The sequence below is a fragment of the Variovorax sp. J2L1-78 genome, assembly GCF_030317205.1.
GTDB lineage: Bacteria > Pseudomonadota > Gammaproteobacteria > Burkholderiales > Burkholderiaceae_C > Variovorax > Variovorax arabinosiphilus.
In genome coordinates, this window is sequence record NZ_JASZYB010000001.1 from 2,161,340 (window position 1) to 2,178,844 (window position 17,505).

The following is a 17,505-nucleotide window of genomic DNA, read 5'->3' on the forward strand; positions in this document are numbered from 1 at the left end:
CTCCTGGCGCGGGGCTTAGATCTTGCCGACGAGGTCGAACGACGGTGCAATGGTCTTGTCGCCGTCATTCCACTTGGCCGGGCAGACTTCGTTGGGGTGCGCCGCGGTGTACTGAGCCGCCTTGAGCTTGCGCAGCGTTTCCTTGACGTCGCGAGCGATTTCGTTGGAGTGCACTTCGGCGGTCTTGATGATGCCGTCGGGGTTGATCACGAAGGTGCCGCGAAGCGCCAGACCTTCTTCGGGGATGTGCACGCCGAAAGCGTTGGTCAGGGTGTGGGTCGGGTCGCCCACCAGAGGGAACTTGGCCTTGCCGACGGCAGGCGACGTGTCGTGCCACACCTTGTGCGAGAAATGCGTGTCGGTGGTCACGATGTAGACCTCGGCACCCAGTTTCTGGAACTCAGGATAGTTGTCGGCCGCATCTTCGACTTCGGTCGGGCAATTGAAGGTGAAAGCAGCCGGCATGAAGATCAGCACGGACCACTTGCCCTTGAGCGTTTCGTCGGAGACGTCGATGAACTTGCCGTTGAGGTAGGCCTGGGTCTTGAACGGTTGGACTTGGGTGTTGATCAGGGACATGGTGCTTCCTTGGCGGTGCAGATGAAGAAAAGGGTGAGCCATGAGTATAGCTAACAAAATAACAAATTTGATAGTAATGAGCTATCGAGTGCATCGGGTGCACCTATGAATTCGTGAACGGCGGATCCTTGCCGAACACGAACGCCTATCACCCTCACACGCATGCAGACCGGCTGCGCATGGGATTGCTTGCGTGGCCCTGCGGGCCGCACGGACAATCGCTGTTTCGAGAACAAGGAAGAACACCATGAAGGGCGACCCACAGGTCATCGAACATCTCCAGGCGCAGCTCAAGAACGAGCTCACCGCGATCAACCAGTACTTCCTGCACTACCGCATGCTGAAGCATTGGGGCTTGGACAAGCTGGCCAAGAAGGAATATGCGGAGTCGATCGGCGAAATGAAGCATGCCGACTGGCTGATGGACCGCATCTTCATGCTGGATGGCCTGCCCAACCTGCAAGACCTTGCCAAATTGAACGTCGGCGAGGACGTGCCTGAACTCCTGGCGTGCGACCTCAAGGCGGAATACGGCGCGCAGGCCACCATCAAGGCCGGCATGGCCCACTGCGAGACAGTGCGCGACTACGTGTCGCGCGACCTGTTGCAGAAGATCCTCGATGACACCGAGGAACACATCGACTTCCTGGAGACCCAGATCGACCTCATCGGCAAGGTGGGTCTGCAGAACTACTTGCAGTCGCAAATGGGCGAACCCGAGTAGACAAGCAGCCGGCCACGCCATGGCGGGACTTCGGTCCCGCTTTTTTTTGCTTTACGCAACTTCACAAGCTATCGAATAGATAGCGGCATGGCCCCGCACGGCGGTCGATTTCGGTTCCTTCAGGGACCGATAGGTCTCGACACAAATGGTATTGATTCTCATTTGTAAGGCTAGAATTCTCGCCTTCGAATGACCTCTACCGCCTCCCCCGACACCCGCCGCCGCGCCTATTGGCTCAAGACCCTGCATGAATGGCATTGGGTGAGTTCGGCGCTTTGCCTGATCGGCATGATCCTTTTCAGCGTCACGGGCTTCACGCTGAATCACTCCTCGCAGATCGAAGCCAAGCCCCAGGTCACCACCCTGCGCGACAAGGTCGACGACGCGCTGCGCGCTCACCTCGAACAACAGGCTGTCGAGGTTCGAAAAGCCCGCAAGGGCAAGGCTGAACTGCCGTCCGAGTTGCGGGCCTGGGTCGACAAGACCTGGCGGATCGACACGGGCGATGGCGACGCCGAATGGTCCGACGACGAGGTCTATCTTTCGCTCCCCCGCCCGGGCGGCGATGCCTGGCTGCGGGTGAGCCTAGGCGACGGTGAGGTCGAATACGAGCGCACCGACCGCGGCTGGATTTCCTATCTGAACGACCTGCACAAGGGCCGCCACACGGGCGCGGCCTGGCGCTGGTTCATCGACATCTTTGCCGCCGCGGCGCTGGTGTTCTCGATCACCGGCCTCTTCATTTTGAAGATGCACGCCGGCAACCGCCCCTTCACCTGGCCGATGGTCGGCATGGGTCTGGTCATCCCGGTGCTGCTCGCGCTGCTGTTCATTCACTAGTTCGTCCCAAGAAAGGTCTCCCGTGCAAGTCCGCTACTCCCTGGCCATTCCCACGCTCGCGGCCCTGTTCGGCGTTCCCGCCGTCGCCGCCAGTCTCGGCGCGAGCATCGAAGTGCCGCGCCTGAACGTGTCCGAGTACCACCGCCCCTACGTGGCCGCATGGATCGAACGGGCGGACAACAGCGTCGCCGCCACCGTAGCGGTCTGGTACGACGTTCGCACGCGGACGAACAACCCCGAAGGTGAAGGCACCAAGTGGCTCAAGGACCTGCACCAATGGTGGCGCCGCACGGGCCGCGAACTCCAGGTGCCGATCGACGGCGTGACCGGCGCGACCAAACCCGCCGGCACCCACGGGGTCAGCCTCCCCGACGCCGCCGCCGCGAAGCTCGCACCGGGGGCCTACAAGTTCGTGGTCGAGGCCGCACGAGAAGTCGGCGGTCGCGAGGTCGTGTCCGTCCCCTTCCAATGGCCGCCCACCAAGGCCGACCAGCAGCGCGCCAGCGGCAGCACCGAGCTGGGCGACATCAAACTCGAACTCAAGCCCTGAGCGTCCATCCGATCCCCTCACCGGAAAGTCCATCATGACCTTGTCCCTCCGCACCCTCGCTCTCGCCACCGCCTTGACGGCCGTCGGCATGGCCCACGCGCACAACGCCTGGCTGCTGCCTTCGACCACGGTGCTGTCCAAGCCCGACACCATCTCGGTCGACGCCGCCGTCTCGAACGACCTCTTCGTCGCCAACCACGCCGCGATGCGCCTGGACAACCTGCTGATCACCGCACCCGACGGCAGCACGGTCAAGCCGGAGTCGGAGGCCAAGCTCAAGCACCGCAGTGTGTTCGACGTGAACGTCGGCGCACCGGGCACCTATCGCATCGCCGTCGTCAATGCCGGCGGCTTCGCGAGCTGGAAGGACAAGGCAACGGGCCAGCAGAAGCGCGCCCGTGGCACGCCCGAGTCGCTCGCCAAGGAGATTCCGGCCGACGCGCAGGAGGTGACGGTCACGCAATCCGTCGGCCGCATCGAAACCTTCGTGACGGTGGGCAAGCCCTCGGCACCGAAGCCGATCGGCCAGGGCCTCGAGATGGTGTCGACCGGCGGCGCGTTCACCGACCTCGCCAAGGGCGAGAAGGCCACCTTCGCGCTGCACATCGACGGCCAGCCGGCGAAGGACCTCGAAGTGACCGTGACGGCCGGCAACACGCAGTACCGCGATCAGTTGGCCGAAGTGAAGGTCAAGACCGACGACAAGGGCCAGTTCAGCGTGACCTGGCCCACCGCCGGCATGTACTGGATCGACGCCAGCACCAAGGACAACAAAACGACGATGCCGCAGGCCAAGGAGCGCCGCCTGAGCTATGCGGCCACCGTGGAAGTGATGCCCTGAGCCCAGAAACGGTGAGCGCGCAGGTGCGCCCCTCCTTCGCTACCTGGCGCGCCGGCGGCTATGCGAACGTGGCCATGCCGCGCGTGGCTGACCCTTCGCGCCTCCAGTCGCTGGCCGGCCGCACCATGGGCACCACCTGGTCGCTCCGGTTCGACAACCCGTCGATGCAGCCGCACGATGCGGTCCGCGCCGCCGTGACCGATGCGCTCGACCGGGTGGTTGCGCAGATGAGCACCTGGGAGCCGACGTCCGACATCAGCCGCTACAACGCAGCCGAAGCCGGCACCCGCCATGCCCTGCCCGCGGCGTTCGCGCAAGTGCTGGCCTGTGCGCTGCATTGGGCCGAGGCGAGCGGCGGTGCCGTCGACCCGACGGTCGGCCCGCTGGTCGCGCTGTGGGGTTTCGGCGCCCAGGCCGGGCCGGACCATCACCGTCGCCCGCCCTCGGCGGCGGCCCTGGCCGACGCGCGCTCGCGCACCGGCTGGGAACGCCTTGCTTTCGACGCGGCCGACAAGCACCTCGCGCAACCCGGCGGTCTGCAGCTGGATCTGTCCGGCATCGCCAAGGGCTTTGCGGTGGACCATGTGGCCGACGCGCTCATGGCGACCGGCCTGCAGAACTTCCTGATGGAGATCGGCGGCGAACTCCGGGGCGTGGGTCGACGCCCCGACGGCCAATCCTGGCGCGTGCGGCTCGACACGCCGCTCGACACCCTGCCCCCCGTGGCGCTGACGGACCTGGCGATCGCTACGTCCGGCGACCGCTGGCATGCGCACGAGTACGACGGCCGGCGCTGGTCACACACCATCGACCCGCGCAGCGGCGAGCCGAGCGCTCACGCGCTGGCCTCGGTCACGGTGCTGCATCCGTTCTGCATGCATGCCGATGCGCTGGCGACCGCGCTCACCGTGCTCGGCCCGATCGACGGCGCCGCCTTTGCCGCACGCCACGAGGTCGCGGCGCTCTTCGTCTGCCGTGATGGCGAGGCCGGGCATCGTGCCATCGCCACGCCGGCCTGGACGGCGCGCGTTGCATGAGCCATCTCTCGCTGCCACAACGCCCTTCGCGCCGCTGATCGATGACCGAGCCTTTCCATCGCATCGGGGCTGCGGGCCTGCTGGTGCTTGCATACGTCGCCATGTGCCTGGCGATCTGGTGGCGCCAGCGCCGTCGCCACGCCGCGGCGGCGCGCGCCGCAACGGCACTGGCCGGTGACGGCGCGCAATCGCCGATGCTGGTCGTCTTCGCGACCCAGACCGGACAGGCCGAGGCAATCGCATGGCAGACCGGCCGCGCGCTGCATGCCAAGGGCACGCCGGTGCGCGTGCTCTCGCTCAACGACGTGGACGCCGAGACGCTGCGCGCCGCGCAACGTGCGCTCTTCGTGGCCAGCACCTACGGCGAAGGCGACGCCCCGGACGGCGCCAGCCTCTTCACCGAACGTTGGATGGGCGCGGCCGAGACGCTGCCGACGCTGCGCTACGCCCTGCTCGCGCTGGGCGATCGCCAGTACGACCGCTTCTGCGGCTTCGGCCGCGCACTGGATGCATGGCTGCAATCGACCGGTGCCGTGCCGGTCGCACCCCGCATCGAGGTCGACAACGGCGACCCGGCCGCGTTGGCAGACTGGCATGCGCAATGGGGCGGTGGCGAGGCCTCCGGTGCCGGCGAAGTCATTACCGAATTCGCACCTTGGCGGCTGGTCCGGCGCGAGCTGCTCAATCCAGGCAGCGAAGGCGGCCCGGTCTACCATCTCGGCTTCCAGGCGCCGCACGGCGTCGTGCCTGACTGGCAATCCGGCGATCTGGTGCAGGTCGCGCTGGTCAACGATCCCGCCCGGCCGCGCGACTACTCGGTCGCCTCGATCCCGTCGGATGGAGAACTGCAGCTGTTGGTGCGACAGGAGCGCCATCCCGACGGCACGCTGGGGGCGGCCTCCGGCCTGCTGACCTCCACGCTGTCGCTCGGCGATTCGGTGGCCATGCGCCTGCGCCCGCACCGCAACTTCCGACTTGACGGCAATGCCGCCCGGCCCCTGATCCTCATCGGCAACGGCACCGGCCTGGCGGGCCTGCGCGGCCACCTGCGTGCGCGTGCCGCCGCGGGGCAGCACGAGAACTGGCTGCTGTTCGGTGAGCGGAATGCGTCGCACGATTTCCTGTGCCGTGCGGAACTCGAGGCATGGCGCGACAGCAGCACGCTGCGCAGGCTGGACATGGTTTTCTCGCGCGATCAAGCCGAGCGGCTCTACGTTCAGCATCGACTTCTGCAACTGGGCGACGAATTGCGCGACTGGCTGGTGCGTGGCGCCGCCATCTACGTCTGCGGCAGCCTGCAAGGCATGGCGGCGGGCGTCGATGCGGCATTGCGCGAGTTGGCGGGCGATGCACAGATCCGCGCGCTGACCGCAGAAAGGCGGTACTGCCGGGACGTCTACTAGTCCCGGCTCCGTGGCGTCTTGGCAACAACACGTAAGAATCTTGAGGATTTTTATATGCGAATCATTATCATTCGCGTAGCAGGCCATTCAGTGCCTGCCTCACCCAGCCACCGCCTCCTCGATCCGCCGATGTCGGCGCTACCGGGCGCAGCCAGTCGAGTCCAGAAAAACCTCAGAGGACCTTCATGGCGTCATATATCAAAGCGCGCAAGCACGCTGCGCGTTCCACCACTCCACCCTTCGCCAGCGCAGCAGCCGCCACCTTGATCGTCATGGCCATGCCGGTCGGCGCCCAGACTGCGGCGACCAGCACGTTGAAGGAAGTGCGGGTGCAGGATTCGGTGGCGCCCGACTACAAGGCCGACACCTCCGCCAACACAAAGTTCACGGCCCCGCTGGTCGACACGCCGCAGACGATTTCCGTCATCAAGGAGCAGGTGCTGCGCGAACAAGGCGCCACCACCCTGACCGAGGCGCTGCGCAACACCCCCGGTGCCAGCACCTTCTTCCTGGGCGAGAACGGCAACACCAACACCGGTGACACCATCTACATGCGGGGCTTCGACAGCTCCAGCAGCATCTTCGTGGACGGCATCCGCGACCTGGGCTCTGTGTCGCGCGACACCTTCAACATCGAGCAGGTCGAAGTGGTCAAGGGTCCGGCCGGCACCGACGTCGGCCGCACGTCGCCGACGGGCTACATCAACATGATCACCAAGAAGCCCAGCCTGGAAGACAGCTTCAACGGATCGCTGGGCTTCGGCAGCGCGAACTTCAAGCGCGGCAGCGTCGACTGGAACAAGTCGCTCAGCGGCGAGAACGGCATCGGCGCAGCCTTCCGGCTCAATGCGGTGGTCGACGACTCCGACGTCGCCGGGCGCGACGTGGTGAAGAACAAGCGCTCGGCGATTGCGCCGTCGCTCGCCTTCGGGCTCAACAGCCCGACCCGCGTCTATCTCGACTACGTGCATGTCGACCAGGACAACATCCCGGATGGCGGCGTGCCCACCATCGGACTGCCCGGCTTCGCGAGTCCGGACGCCCGACGCGGATTCCTCAGCACGGCCGCGCGTGTCGATTCCAGCAACTACTACGGCACCACCTCCGACTTCGACAAGGTCAAGTCGGACATGTTCACCGCGCGTTTCGAGCACGACCTGACACCCAACGTGACGTTGCGCAACACCACCCGCTACGCCAAGACGTCGCAGGATTACATGCTGACGGCCTTCATGGGCACCTCCGCCAACATCGTGACGCCGAGCGCCGCCAACCCGGCCGGCTGGACCCTGGCGCGAAGCAACCCGACGAACAAGGACCAGGTCAACAAGATCTTCACCAACCAGACCAACGTCAGCGCAAAGTTCAACACCGGCAGCGTCGGCCACTCGCTCAACGCAGGCGTCGAGCTGATGCGCGAAGAGCAGGACAGCTACGGCTACTACGGCATCAACGCGCTCGGCAACGGCGTCGCGGTCGGAAGCGGCAGCTGGCCGGCCGCCAATCTGTACAACCCGAACCCGAACGTCACCGGCTACAACCGCATCCGCAACGGCGCAGACAGCAAGGGCACGACCGATACGGTGGGCATGTACGTGTTCGACACGCTCAAGTTCAACGAGCAGTGGCAACTGACTGGCGGCCTGCGCGTCGACCACTACAGCACCGACTACCTCGCGGGCACGCGTTCGACCGCGACCAGCAATCCGACGCTGCCTGTCGGCACGCTGGTGTCGACGTCGCTCAGCACGTCCGACAACCTGGTGACAGGGAAGCTCGGCCTGGTCTACAAGCCCGCGGAGAACGGTAGCATCTATGCGGCCTACGGCACCGCCGCGCAACCACCGGGCGGCGCCAACTTCGCGCTCAGCACCTCGGCCAACAGCGCCGCGAACGTGAACTACGAGCCGCAGAAGGCCAAGACGGCGGAAGTCGGCACCAAGTGGGACCTGCTCGACAAGAAGCTCGCGCTCACCGCGGCGCTCTATCGCACCGAGGTCGAGAACGAGGTGGTGCAGGACCCGACCAACACGGCGGTCTACTACCAGACGGGCAAGAAGCGCGTCCAGGGCGTCGAGCTCGGCCTCGCCGGCGCCATCACGCCGAACTGGGGCGCCAGCGCCGGCTTCACCACCATGAACGCCACCGTGCTCAGCGGCCCTCCGGTTTCCGCCGATGGGAGTGCCGCGCTGGTCTACACGCCGAGGCGCGCATTCACCTCGTGGACGACCTACCGGTTGCCGTTCGGCCTGACCGTCGGTGCCGGTGCGCGTTACACGGGCGCGATCAAGCGCGGCACGGACGGCGCCGTCGGGACGCCAGCGCAGATCGATTCCTACTGGGTCGTCGACGCCATGGCCACGTACCGCGTGAACGAGAACTTCGACCTGCAGTTCAATGTCTACAACGTGCTCGACAAGGACTACGTGGCAGCGATCAACAAGAGTGGCTACCGCTACACGCCGGGCGCGCCGCGCACGTTCCGGCTCACCGCCAACTTCGCGTTCTGACGCGCCTCAAGGCGCGGCGGCAGCTGCGCTGCAATACTGAGCCCCGGCCCCATGCCGGGGCTTTTTCACTGGAGCAGACCCCCAAGATGATGCTGCATGTCCCCCACGTTCTGAGTGCAGATGAAGTGCACGCCCTGCGCGCCGCCCTGGACGCCGCTGACTGGGTCGACGGGCGCGAGACCGTTGGCCCCCAAGGCGCGCAGGTCAAGCACAACCGCCAACTGCCCGAGCATTCACCGATCGCCCGGGAGCTGGGAAAACAAGTGCTGGCGGCCGTGGCGCGCCACCCGCTTTTCTTTTCGGCGGCACTGCCGCTGCGATTCGTGCCGCCGCTCTTCAACAGCTATCAAGGTGGCGAGCACTACGGGCTCCACGTCGACGGGGCCGTGCGGCGCCTGCCCGACGGTGACGCCACGTTGCGCACCGACCTCTCCTGCACGCTCTTCCTCTGCGACCCGGACGACTACGACGGCGGCGACCTGGAAGTGGTCGACACCTACGGCACGCACGAGGTCAAGCTGCCGGCCGGCGACCTGATCCTGTATCCCTCGAGCAGCCTGCACCGGGTGCACCCTGTCACCCGCGGCGCGCGAATCTGCTCTTTCTTTTGGCTGCAAAGCATGATCCGGGACGACCAGCGGCGGGGCATGCTCTTCGAGCTCGACCAGTCGATCCAGAAATTGAGAGGCCGACTCGGCGACACCGAAGAGACGGTGGCGCTCACAGGCCACTACCACAACCTCCTGCGGATGTGGTCCGAGGTGTAATCCACATGACCGACCGGGCGTCAAGGGCAAGGCCATAGTGATTGCAAATGCGACAAATTCGTATTTATAATCGTCCATCTTCAATCAGCCAGCCAAAGCGCCTTCACCACCATGATCGTCTGCGTGTGCCGCCGAGTGTCCGACCGGGAAATCGCCCGCCATGCGCGCGCCGGCATGACTTTCGACGAAGTGCAGTTCGAGCTGGGGGTCGCCACGCAATGTGGCCAATGCGAGGGATGCGCCCGCGACGTCGTCGCACAGTGCAGCGCTTCGCACCCTGTCGCGGCACTCAACCGCGGCGACGGGACCCGGGCCATCCAGCTTGCCACTTCGATCCAGGAGAGCAACGCATGGAATTCCTCACGGCACTCGCTGGCAGCCTGATCTTCGTCGCCGGCTCGGTCTGGTGGATCTTTCGCAAATAGACAGCGGTTTAAGCTGCAAGTAGGGTGTGCCTTCGGCATGCTCTGATCGATGGGTAAATCGTGTCCGACCGCTTTTCTTCGTCTCCTCCCAGCACGCTGGGCCTGTCCCGCAATGCGGTGATCGCCGGCAGTGTGGTGCTGTTCCACGTGGCTGCGCTCTGGGCGCTGCAGAGCGGGCTGATCCGCAAGGCCGCCGAGGTGGTGATTCCCGTGGAAATCCTGAGCGAGTTCATCGAACCGCCCAAGCCCAAGGATCCGCCACCACCGCCCCCTCCCCCGCCGCCGGCCCCCAAGCCCAAGGAAATCCGGACGCCGCCACCGCCGCGTCCGATGGCCATTCGGACACCGGCGCCCGCCCCCAACGCGCCCACGGGCGTGGTCGAGCCGCAACCACCTGCACCGCCACTCGCCCCGCCGGCTCCGCCAGCGCCACCCGCGCCCCCATCCCCGCCGCCGGCTCCGCCGGCGCCACCGGCCGTTCAGCTCCCGTCTTCCAACGCCGACTACCTGAACAACCCGAAACCGGTGTACCCCGCCATGAGCAAGCGGCTGGGCGAACAGGGCAAGACGATCGTTCGCGTGCTGATCGGCGTTGACGGGCTGCCGAAAAGCGCCTCGATCCGCGAATCGAGTGGCTACGAACGCCTCGACGAGGCAGCACGCACCGCCGTGATGAGCTGGCGCTACGTACCGGGCAAACGCAATGGGGTCGTTGAACCGATGGAGTTCAACGTGCCGATCAACTGGGTTCTCAACTAATTTTCTGGAGCAGTTTCGTATGGATTCCCACTTTGGCCTGATGAACCTATGGAGTCAGGGCGACTTCGTCACCAAGGCCGTCGCCGTGCTGTTGATCGGCATGTCGCTCGCGTCCTGGATCGTGATCTTCATCAAGGCGCTGGACGTCATCAAGTACAAGCGTCTGGCGAAGCACTCGCAGGATTTCTGGCACAGCGAGGACTTCGCCACCGCCCTGAACAAGCTCGGCAAGGACGACAGCAACCCCTTCCGTGCACTCGCACTCGAAGGCCGCGAAGCGGCGGCGCACCATCGCAACACCAAGGCACATCTGCATGACGCGCTCGACGTGAGCGACTGGATCACGCGTTCGCTGCGCAACGGCATCGACGAGTTCACCGCGCGCCTGCAAGCCGGCCTGGCCGTGCTGGCCTCGGTCGGCTCGACCGCACCGTTCATCGGTCTCTTCGGCACGGTGTGGGGCATCTATCACGCACTGATGAGCATCAGCTCGGCCGGCCAGGCCACGATCGACAAGGTGGCCGGCCCGATCGGCGAGGCGCTCATCATGACGGCGCTCGGGCTGGCGGTCGCCATCCCCGCCGTGCTCGGCTACAACGCGCTGGTGCGCGGCAACAAGTTCGTGCTGACCAAGCTCAACAGCTTTGCGCACGACCTGCACGCCTACTTCGTGACCGGCGCGCGCGTCCAGTCGACCGACGCGACCATCGTGCCACTCAAGAAGGGCTGAACGCCATGGCCTTCGGAACCCAAGACGAACCCGACGAGGTGATGAACGAGATCAACATGACGCCGCTGGTCGACGTCATGCTGGTGCTGCTCATCATCTTCATCATCACCGTGCCGGTGATGAAACACGCCGTGAACATCGACCTGCCCCAGGCGACCAGCGAGCCGGAGCAAACCAAGCCGCAGAACATCTTGTTCACGGTCGCGGCCGACGGCAGCTACTACTGGAACGAGAACAAGATCGACGACAGCGCGCTCAAGTCGCTGCTGGCCACCGAGGCGGCCAAGGACCCGCAGCCCGAGCTGCACATCCGCGGCGACAAGGCGGTGCGCTACGAGCGGGTCGCACAGGCGATGTCGGCCGCGCGCGAAGCCGGCGTGCGCAAGATCGGCTTCATCACCGAGCCCGACGCGGCGAAGTAAGAACCTGCCCTTGACCAGCGACTGAAAATAAATCGATCGCGGTGATTGACTTATTATTGCGAATCATTATCATTCAGTCATTGTTTTCGATATAGGAAGCCAGATGCCTGCTACGCCCAACTCCTTCTCCGTTCTGAGCCATCCTTCGCTCGACCAGTCGGGCGGCGGCACCCTCTCGTCGCCGGTTACCCGACCGGTGCCTCTGGTCGAAAGCACCGACCTGCTGCGCGGCAGCAAGACCGTGGGCATCATGCACAACGGCTCGCTCTACCGCCTGCAGGCCACCAAACTCGGCAAGCTGATCCTCACCAAGTAAGCGATCAGCCGCCCCTCGCGCAAGTTTCATCGTGGGGCGACTCGAGGAGATCACTCTCCGAAGGGTCGTTTTTTGCTAGCCAACGGTTCACCGACTAGCCAAGCTTTTTTTCCACCTTGACACCGCATCAACGAAAACGCCGACCTGAAGGTCGGCGTTTTGCTTTGCAGCGGTGAGTGTCGGCTCAGAGACCGAGTGCCGCGATGCCGGCCTTGGCAATCTGGGCGTCTTCGTTCGACTTCACGCCGCTCACGCCCACCGCGCCGATCACGTGGCCGTCCTTGACGATCGGCACACCGCCCTCGAGCAGCCCCTGCACGGTCGGTGCGGTCAGGAACGCGGTGCGGCCGCCATTGATGATGTCCTCGTAGACCTTGCTGTCGCGGCGGCCCATGGCGGCGGTGTGGGCCTTGGCCGGTGCAATGTGCGACGACAGCGCCGCGGCGCCATCCAGACGCTGCAGCCACAGAAGGTTGCCGGCGTCGTCCGAGATCGCGATCGTCACGGCCCAGTTGTTCTTGAGCGCTTCGGCTTCGGCAGCCGCCGCGATGGCCTTGACGTCGGCGAGTTCGAGAAAGGACTTGGTCTTCATGGCTGGAACGGTGGTTGGAAAACCTGCGAGCATAGCGCGCGCATCCGCCCGGCAGTTTCTGAATGCCAGAACAAGGGATTGAGATTTTTGTCACGGACCGGCCAGCCGGCGTCCTAAAATGACGATTGCGCTGCAGCCCCGCAGCCCACCCCAGGAGTTTCAGCAATGAACGACCGCGTCAACACCCTCGACACCGCCGTCGGCTATGGCCAGACCCTGCCCCAGGCGGACCGCCAGCGCGTCCTGCGCAACACCTACTGGCTGCTGGCCCTGAGCCTGCTGCCCACCGTGCTGGGCGCCTGGATGGGCGTGGCCACGGGCATCACACGCTCGCTCACCGGCGGGCTCGGTCTGGTCGTCTTCATGGTCGGCGCTTTCGGCTTCATGTTCGCCATCGAAAAGACCAAGAATTCAGCCGCCGGGGTTCCTGTGCTGCTGGCCTTCACCTTCTTCATGGGTTTGATGCTGTCACGGCTGATCGCGATGGTGTTGGGCTTCAAGAACGGCTCCGACCTTATCATGATCGCCTTTGGCGGCACGGCCGGCGTGTTCTTCGCGATGGCCTCGCTCGCGACGATCATCAAGCGCGATTTGTCCAGCATGGGCAAATGGCTCTTCGTCGGTGCGATGGTGCTGATGGTGGGCGCGGTCATCAACGTGTTCGTCGGCTCCAGCGCCGGCATGATGGCAATCTCGGTGGCCGCCATCGCGATCTTCTCGGCCTACATGCTCTACGACCTGAAGCAGATCATCGACGGCGGCGAGACCAACTACATCAGCGCGACGCTCGCGCTGTACCTGGATCTCTTCAACGTGTTCCAGAGCCTGCTGGCACTGCTCGGCATCTTCGGCGGCGAGCGCGACTGACCGGTTTGCCCGCTCCAAAGAAGAAAGGCCCCGTCGGGGCCTTTCTTCATGGTCGCTCGAAGACGGCGATCGATTCGACGTGCGCCGTGTGCGGGAACATGTTGACCACACCGGCCGCCGTGCACCGGTAGCCTGCCTGGTGCACCAGCAGGCCGGCGTCACGCGCCAGCGTCGATGGATTGCAGCTCACATAGACGATGCGCTTGGGCGCCGTCCAGCCTGAGGGCAGCCCGCCCTCCTGCAGGTGCAGATCGGCCAAGGCCTTGGCCAGCGCGAAGGCGCCTTCGCGCGGCGGGTCGACCAGCCACTTGTCCGCCGCGCCATCGGCCATCAGCATCTCCGGCGTCATCTCGAACAGGTTGCGCGCGACGAAGCGGGCCGGCGCCAGCGCGCCGCGCGGCGGCACGGCCGGACGGTTGCGCTCGAAGTTGTCCGTTGCCCGTGCGACCAGCGTGTCGCTGCCCTCGATGCCCAGCACCTCGCGCGCCCGCGTGGCCAGCGGCAGCGTGAAGTTGCCCAGGCCGCAGAACCAGTCGATCACGCGCTCGTCGCCCTGCACGTCAAGCAGACGCAGGGCGCGCCCGACCAGTGCGCGGTTGATGTGCGGGTTGACCTGCGTGAAGTCCGTCGGCTTGAACGGCATCGTCACGCCGAAGGCTGGCAAGGCATAGGACAGCACGGGGCCGCCTTCGTCCAGCAGGTGGACGGTGTCGGGCCCCTTCGGCTGCAGCCACCATTGCACGCCGGGGTTCAGCGACGCGAAGTCGCGCAGGCGTTGCAGGTCGGCGACCGACAGCGGCTCGAGATGGCGCAGCACCAGGGCGATCACGCCCAAGCTCGTGCCGTCCGGCGCATCGCCGCAGGCCAGCTCGATCTGCGGGCAGGTGGCGTGGGCATCGAGCGAACCGATGAGCGCACGCAGCGGCATCAGCATGTCGCTCACCCGCACGGGCAGCACGGGGCACACCTGCATGTCGGCGAGGTAGCGGCTCTTGCGCTCGTGAAAGCCGATCAGCACCGTGCCCTTCTTCACCACGTGGCGCACCGACAGGCGCGCCCGGTAGCGGTAATGCCAGGCCGGCCCTTCCAGCGGACGCATCATGTTCTCGGGCTTGACCTTGCCGAGATGCCAGAGGTTGTCTTCCAGCGCACGCTGCTTGACGGCCACCTGGGCCGCCGCATCGAGGTGCTGCATCTTGCAGCCGCCGCAGGCGCCGGTGTGCAGCCCGAAGTGCGGGCAGCCGGGGCGCACGCGTTGCGACGATTCGCGGCGGATCGCGCTCACCGTGCCCTGCGCCCAGTTGTTCTTCTTGCGGTGCTGGTTGAATTGCACCTCCTCGAAAGGCAAGGCACCTTCGATGAACACCACCATGCCATCGGCCTTGTGCGCCACGCCCTGGGCATCGAGGTCGAGCGACTCGACGGTCAGCCATTCATCGCGGGCATCGGTGGCGCCTGGGGCAGCGCCGCCTTTTTCTGTCTTTTCGGTCATGGGGGATTGTCTCAGGCGGCCTGATGCCACACGGCGCGCACCCGGCGCGCCGTCGTCGTGGAACTGCTGCAGCTACTGGCGCGAGGGCAGATAACGCGCCGGGTCGACCGGTTTGCCCTGGCGGCGGATCTCGAAATGGAGCTTCACGCGGTCGGCATCGCTGTTGCCCATTTCCGCGATCTTCTGCCCCTTCTGCACCGACTGGTCTTCCTTCACCAGCAACGCCTGGTTGTGCGCATAGGCGGTGAGGTAGGTGTTGTTGTGCTTGAGGATGATGAGATTGCCGTAGCCGCGCAAGCCGGCGCCGGCGTACACGACGCGCCCATCGGCAGCGGCGAGCACCGAATCGCCCGCCTTGCCGCTGATGTCCAGGCCCTTGTTCTTGGCTTCGTCGAAGCCCGCGATGAGCGTGCCGTGCGCCGGCCAGATCCAACCGAGGTCTTCGTCCCCCGACGCGGCCGCAGGCGGCGTCGCCGGCTTGGCCGGTGCGCTGGCCGCCGCCACGGGCGCCGTGGGGCTCGACGGCGTGACCGTCGGCTGGGGCGCGACCGGGCGCGTGACCACGCCGTTGGGCTCGACCGTGGCCGGCGCCGTCGCCGCCACAGTGGCCCCGGGCGCGATCACCCGCAGAACCTGCCCGACTTCGATCAGGTCGGGGTTGTCGAGGTTGTTCCAGCGCGCGATGTTCTGCCAGGTCTGGCCGGTCTCGTTCGCGATCCGGCGGATGGTGTCACCGGGGCGAACGGCGTAGTAGCCGGGCTTGCCGTAGTTCTCGATGCCCGGCAGCGGCTTGCCGGACGCGTCGGTGGTGATCGGTGGAAGACCTGGCGCAGGCGGCGTGGCGCTGCCATTGCCGCGGGCCATGATGCCGCGATCTTCGACCGGCACGGGGCCGCTTGGCGACGCACACCCTGCAAGCACGAGCATCGACGCCAACATCAAACCAGCCGCCCAGCGCCGATTGCCAAATCCCTGCATGTGTTCGTCCTTCAAGCAATCCCCGATTTTAGGGGGACAAAATGAACCGCCTCAAGAACGCGGCGTTGCAGTCCCGTGACGGTTTTATCGATCACGACCAGTGCCTGGCCACCGCCGGGCGAATGGGTCGGCGCCACGATGCGCCCGCCGACCGCCAACTGCTCGACCCAGGCGTCGGGCACGGCCTCGCCGCCCGCCGCCGCGATGATGCCGGCATAGGGCCCGCCTTTGGCATAGCCCACCATGCCGTCGCCGAGCAGCAGGTGCACGGTCGCCAGCCGGAACGGCCGCAGATTGGCCCGGGCGCGCTCGTGCAGGCCGCGGAGTCGTTCGATGCTGTAGACCTCGCTCGCCACATGGCTCAGCACGGTGGCCTGGTAACCGCAACCGGTACCGATTTCCAGCACCCGGCCCAGCCGGTCGCCCGGCTTGCCGGCCAGCGCCGGCGCGCCGAGCAGCAGTTCGATCATGCGCGCCACCACGTTGGGCTTGGAGATCGTCTGGCCCAGGCCGATCGGCAGGCTCGTGTCCTCGTAGGCCTGGTTGACAAGCGCGCTGTCGACGAAGAGATGCCGCTCGACCGTGCCCATCGCCCTCAGCACGCGCGCGTCGGCCACGCCCTGCGCGGCCAGGCGCTGCACCATCCGCGCACGGATGGCGTCGGAGGCCATCGACGGCGTGGTCGGCACCAGCGGGCGAACCGGGACGGCGGGCTGCCGGCCGCGGGTGACGGCGGACGCCGTCGGCGTGAGACGCACCGGAAACCCGGGCCTCGAAGGCGGCTTGGACGACATCAGCGGCCTGCTCCGCCGCACGGCATGGGGCGCAGCACGGTCACCGCAGCAGACGCGTCACGGTGTCGCGCCATTGCCCGAGGTTGGCATGGTCCGTGAGGTCGATCTGCAGCGGTGTGAGCGCCACATGGCCTTCGGACGTGGCGTGGAAATCGGTACCCTCGCCGCTGTCCTTGGCGCCACCGGCACCGGCAATCCAGTACATGGTCTCGCCGCGCGGACTTTCTTGCGTGATCACCTTCTCCGCCGCATGCCGGCGGCCGAGCCGGCACACCTTGATGGGCTTGAGCTCGTCGAACGGCCGGTTCGGAATGTTGACGTTCAGCAACCACGCCGGCCCTTCGAGCATGCGCTCGCGCTCGATGCGCTCGACCAGACGGCGCGCGACCCGCGCAGCCGAATCGACATGCGCCCAGCCCTTCTCGATCTGCGAGAAGGCGATGGCCGGAACGCCGAAGAGGTACGCTTCCATCGCTGCGCCAACGGTCCCGGAATAGATGGTGTCGTCACCCATGTTGGCACCGTTGTTGATGCCCGACACGACCAGGTCGGGCTTGTAGCCCAGCACGCCCTTGAGCGCGATGTGCACACAGTCAGCCGGCGTGCCCGTGACGTAGCGGAAGCCGTTGTGGGCCTCGTGAACATACAGCGGCGCGGCCAGCGTCAGGGCGTTCGACTTGGCACTGTTGTTGTGCTCGGGGGCGATGACCTCGACATCGGCGAAGTCCTTGAGCGCATCGTGCAGGGCGACGATGCCGGGCGCCTGGAAGCCGTCGTCGTTGGAAATGAGTATCTTCATGGCGTCTGGGAGTGCGCGCGATTGTAGGCGCCGGGTCGGTCGCCGCAGGGACAAGAACCGCGTTCCTGGCACCCTATCAT

General features: G+C 65.9%; 20 protein-coding genes. 14 read left to right on the forward strand and 6 right to left on the reverse strand.

Going from position 1 to position 17,505, the window contains the following annotated elements; genetic code table 11:
• Window positions 1-15: 15 nt before the first annotated feature.
• The gene (gene ahpC / locus QTH86_RS10250) at window positions 16-579 is read right to left on the reverse strand and encodes an alkyl hydroperoxide reductase subunit C (protein WP_286644790.1); all 564 of its coding nucleotides are present in this window, start codon (window positions 577-579) and stop codon (window positions 16-18) included.
• 247 nt (window positions 580-826) lie between these two features.
• On the opposite strand from ahpC, the gene bfr reads away from it, so the two are divergent.
• From bfr to hemP, 13 genes are all read left to right on the forward strand, one after another.
• Entirely contained in the window at window positions 827-1,303 is a 477-nt protein-coding gene (bfr, locus tag QTH86_RS10255) for a bacterioferritin (protein WP_286644789.1), read from the forward strand.
• Window positions 1,304-1,492: 189 nt separating this feature from the next.
• Window positions 1,493-2,143, forward strand: coding sequence for a PepSY-associated TM helix domain-containing protein (locus QTH86_RS10260; RefSeq protein ID WP_286644788.1), 651 nt, complete (start codon window positions 1,493-1,495; stop codon window positions 2,141-2,143).
• 22 nt (window positions 2,144-2,165) lie between these two features.
• Window positions 2,166-2,693: a DUF2271 domain-containing protein gene (locus QTH86_RS10265; RefSeq protein ID WP_286644787.1), complete on the forward strand. Its 528-nt coding sequence runs from the start codon at window positions 2,166-2,168 to the stop codon at window positions 2,691-2,693.
• Between the two features lie 34 nt (window positions 2,694-2,727).
• A complete protein-coding gene (locus QTH86_RS10270; protein ID WP_286644786.1) occupies window positions 2,728-3,534 on the forward strand; it encodes a DUF4198 domain-containing protein in 807 nt (268 codons plus the stop codon).
• Window positions 3,535-3,545: 11 nt separating this feature from the next.
• Window positions 3,546-4,571, forward strand: coding sequence for an FAD:protein FMN transferase (locus QTH86_RS10275; protein WP_286644785.1), 1,026 nt, complete (start codon window positions 3,546-3,548; stop codon window positions 4,569-4,571).
• Between the two features lie 41 nt (window positions 4,572-4,612).
• Window positions 4,613-5,974, forward strand: coding sequence for a sulfite reductase subunit alpha (locus QTH86_RS10280; protein WP_286644784.1), 1,362 nt, complete (start codon window positions 4,613-4,615; stop codon window positions 5,972-5,974).
• A gap of 185 nt (window positions 5,975-6,159) precedes the next feature.
• Window positions 6,160-8,484, forward strand: a complete 2,325-nt coding sequence (locus tag QTH86_RS10285; RefSeq protein WP_286644783.1) for a catecholate siderophore receptor Fiu — start codon at window positions 6,160-6,162, stop codon at window positions 8,482-8,484.
• Between the two features lie 86 nt (window positions 8,485-8,570).
• Window positions 8,571-9,251 carry a Fe2+-dependent dioxygenase gene (locus tag QTH86_RS10290; RefSeq protein ID WP_286644782.1) on the forward strand — a complete coding sequence of 227 codons (681 nt, stop codon included), beginning with the start codon at window positions 8,571-8,573 and terminating at the stop codon, window positions 9,249-9,251.
• A 111-nt stretch (window positions 9,252-9,362) separates the two neighbouring features.
• The gene (locus QTH86_RS10295; protein ID WP_140842751.1) at window positions 9,363-9,635 is read left to right on the forward strand and encodes a (2Fe-2S)-binding protein; all 273 of its coding nucleotides are present in this window, start codon (window positions 9,363-9,365) and stop codon (window positions 9,633-9,635) included.
• 98 nt (window positions 9,636-9,733) lie between these two features.
• On the forward strand, window positions 9,734-10,435 hold the full coding sequence (locus QTH86_RS10300; RefSeq protein ID WP_286646723.1) for an energy transducer TonB: 702 nt from the start codon (window positions 9,734-9,736) through the stop codon (window positions 10,433-10,435).
• Between the two features lie 19 nt (window positions 10,436-10,454).
• On the forward strand, window positions 10,455-11,165 hold the full coding sequence (locus QTH86_RS10305; protein ID WP_286644781.1) for a MotA/TolQ/ExbB proton channel family protein: 711 nt from the start codon (window positions 10,455-10,457) through the stop codon (window positions 11,163-11,165).
• A 5-nt stretch (window positions 11,166-11,170) separates the two neighbouring features.
• Window positions 11,171-11,587 (forward strand): ExbD/TolR family protein, encoded by a 417-nt coding sequence (locus QTH86_RS10310; protein WP_286644780.1) that lies wholly within the window; start codon window positions 11,171-11,173, stop codon window positions 11,585-11,587.
• Window positions 11,588-11,690: 103 nt separating this feature from the next.
• Window positions 11,691-11,903 (forward strand): hemin uptake protein HemP, encoded by a 213-nt coding sequence (gene hemP, locus QTH86_RS10315; protein ID WP_286644779.1) that lies wholly within the window; start codon window positions 11,691-11,693, stop codon window positions 11,901-11,903.
• Window positions 11,904-12,087: 184 nt separating this feature from the next.
• On the opposite strand, the gene QTH86_RS10320 is transcribed toward hemP, so the two are convergent.
• Complete coding sequence (locus tag QTH86_RS10320) at window positions 12,088-12,495, reverse strand: GlcG/HbpS family heme-binding protein (protein WP_286644778.1); 408 nt, start codon at window positions 12,493-12,495, stop codon at window positions 12,088-12,090.
• 165 nt (window positions 12,496-12,660) lie between these two features.
• On the opposite strand from QTH86_RS10320, the gene QTH86_RS10325 reads away from it, so the two are divergent.
• Window positions 12,661-13,362 carry a Bax inhibitor-1/YccA family protein gene (locus QTH86_RS10325; RefSeq protein WP_286644777.1) on the forward strand — a complete coding sequence of 234 codons (702 nt, stop codon included), beginning with the start codon at window positions 12,661-12,663 and terminating at the stop codon, window positions 13,360-13,362.
• A gap of 46 nt (window positions 13,363-13,408) precedes the next feature.
• On the opposite strand, the gene rlmD is transcribed toward QTH86_RS10325, so the two are convergent.
• The 4 genes from rlmD to surE form a co-directional block, all read right to left on the reverse strand.
• Window positions 13,409-14,854 (reverse strand): 23S rRNA (uracil(1939)-C(5))-methyltransferase RlmD, encoded by a 1,446-nt coding sequence (gene rlmD, locus QTH86_RS10330; RefSeq protein ID WP_286644776.1) that lies wholly within the window; start codon window positions 14,852-14,854, stop codon window positions 13,409-13,411.
• A gap of 72 nt (window positions 14,855-14,926) precedes the next feature.
• Window positions 14,927-15,832 (reverse strand): peptidoglycan DD-metalloendopeptidase family protein, encoded by a 906-nt coding sequence (locus tag QTH86_RS10335; RefSeq protein ID WP_286644775.1) that lies wholly within the window; start codon window positions 15,830-15,832, stop codon window positions 14,927-14,929.
• An 11-nt stretch (window positions 15,833-15,843) separates the two neighbouring features.
• Complete coding sequence (locus QTH86_RS10340) at window positions 15,844-16,626, reverse strand: protein-L-isoaspartate(D-aspartate) O-methyltransferase (RefSeq protein WP_444813673.1); 783 nt, start codon at window positions 16,624-16,626, stop codon at window positions 15,844-15,846.
• Between the two features lie 40 nt (window positions 16,627-16,666).
• Window positions 16,667-17,425: a 5'/3'-nucleotidase SurE gene (gene surE, locus QTH86_RS10345; protein ID WP_286644774.1), complete on the reverse strand. Its 759-nt coding sequence runs from the start codon at window positions 17,423-17,425 to the stop codon at window positions 16,667-16,669.
• Window positions 17,426-17,505 lie beyond the last annotated feature (80 nt).